This is a genomic window from Bacillus sp. JJ1127, from assembly GCF_036965845.1.
Classification (GTDB): domain Bacteria; phylum Bacillota; class Bacilli; order Bacillales; family Bacillaceae_G; genus Bacillus_A.
Window position 1 is genome coordinate 1 of record NZ_JBALQK010000361.1, and the last position, 1,711, is coordinate 1,711.

The 1,711-nt window shown below is 33.3% G+C and carries 2 protein-coding genes; both read left to right on the forward strand.

Going from position 1 to position 1,711, the window contains the following annotated elements:
* The first annotated feature begins 153 nt into the window (after positions 1 to 153).
* Positions 154 to 975 (forward strand): peptidoglycan-N-acetylglucosamine deacetylase, encoded by an 822-nt coding sequence (locus tag V7183_RS24395; RefSeq protein WP_335361133.1) that lies wholly within the window; start codon positions 154 to 156, stop codon positions 973 to 975.
* Positions 976 to 989: 14 nt separating this feature from the next.
* Positions 990 to 1,655 (forward strand): YkyA family protein, encoded by a 666-nt coding sequence (locus V7183_RS24400; protein ID WP_335361134.1) that lies wholly within the window; start codon positions 990 to 992, stop codon positions 1,653 to 1,655.
* Positions 1,656 to 1,711: the final 56 nt, after the last annotated feature.

Consider the following 1,711-nt stretch of genomic DNA (forward strand, 5'->3'; position numbering starts at 1 on the left):
GTGTTGAAATTTACATTGGTACAATGATTTGGATAAAACTTCTGATACAATTGATACAATATTTATTTTTTTATAGTTGCAATAAAACAAATACATGTATAATTATATCAGATGATTTATATATGAGATTAATAGAGAGAGGGGTTCAATAGAATGGAAAATGCTTTTAAGGTAAAACGTATAGTGATTGTAATGGTAGCAATTATTGCAATAGCAGTTGGTTATTTTATGTTTCGATCCATTACTTCACCAGCAACAGCTGTAGCTAAGCAAGAAAATACAGTACAGTTAGCAAGTGAACAACCAAAAATTGAAATGAAGAAAGCCGCGCCAAGTCGCTTTAATGGTAAGGAGAGAAAAGTCGCTTATCTTACTTTTGATGATGGACCAGGAAAATATACGGCTGAGCTGTTAAATATGTTGAAACAAAATGATGCGAAAGCGACATTTTTCTTAATTGGTGCAAATGTAAAACAATTCCCTGAGCTAGTAAAGCGTGAGAAGGCAGAGGGTCATTATGTGGGTATGCATAGTATGACACATGACTTTAAAAAATTATACACAAGTGGCGAGTATGTAAATGAAATGAAAGAAGATCAAGGTCTAATCGCAAATATTATTGGACAGTCTCCAAAGCTAACACGTCCACCATATGGCTCAATGCCGGGATTAAATGAGGCGCTTCGAAACAAAGTGGTCGAAGGCGGTTTTAAAGTATGGGATTGGACAATCGACTCTTTAGACTGGAAATATAGCAAAATGCCAGTTGATGCAGCTTCAGCAAAAATTGTTCAAAATGTACTTGCTGGTGCAACGAAGCCACAAGAAGTTATTTTAATGCATGATATTCACCCGCAATCTGTTGCTGCCGTACCAGCTATTATTAAAGGACTAAAAGAAAAAGGGTATGAATTTGAAGCATATCATGAAGAAAATCACTTCCCGGTGAATTTCTGGCATGATAACCGTATTTGATGGAGGAATCGACATTGACTTATAGAAAAATAGCATTAGTTGGGGCACTATCAGTAGGACTATTATCTGGTTGTTTTGGTGAGAAACCAGAAGAAAATATATATGCTGCTTTTGAAAATGCAGCAAAGCAAGAAAAAGCATTATTTGATGATGCGAAAAAATTAGAGAAATTAGAAACACAAGGACAGGAATTGTACACTCAAATTATACAAGAAGGAAAAGAGCATAATGAAGCAGTAGCCCCAAAAATAGATCAGGCTGTGGCAAATGTAGATGAGCGTGAAAAAATTCTGAAAACTGAAAAAGAGATGCTCGATAAAGCTCAAAAAGAAACAAAATCAGTTCAAAGTTATACAGAGAAAATCGAAGATAAAAAATTACAAAAGCAAGCAAAAAAAGTAGAAGAAGCTTATAAAAATCGTTATGCAGCTTTCCAGAAAATGAATGAAAACTACACGAAATCATTGGCGATTGAAAAAGAACTTTATGGAAAGTTAAAAGTAAAGGAAACAAAATTAAAAGAGATTGACGAGAAAGTTAAAGCTGTTAATACATTAAACGAAGAAACGCAAAAAGAAAAAGGGAAATTTAATCAATATACAAAAGAATATAATGAAGGAAAACTAGCATTCTATAAAGATGCGAAGATCAAGGTAAAAGAAGAAAAGCAAGAGAAATAATAAAAAGCCGGAAAAATATTTTATAATATTTTTCCGGCTTTTATATATACATCAAT

Excerpts from the sequence above, each read along its gene's own strand:
- V7183_RS24395 (WP_335361133.1), top strand. The coding sequence starts at position 154 with ATGGAAAATGCTTTTAAGGTAAAACGTATAGTGATTGTAATGGTAGCA.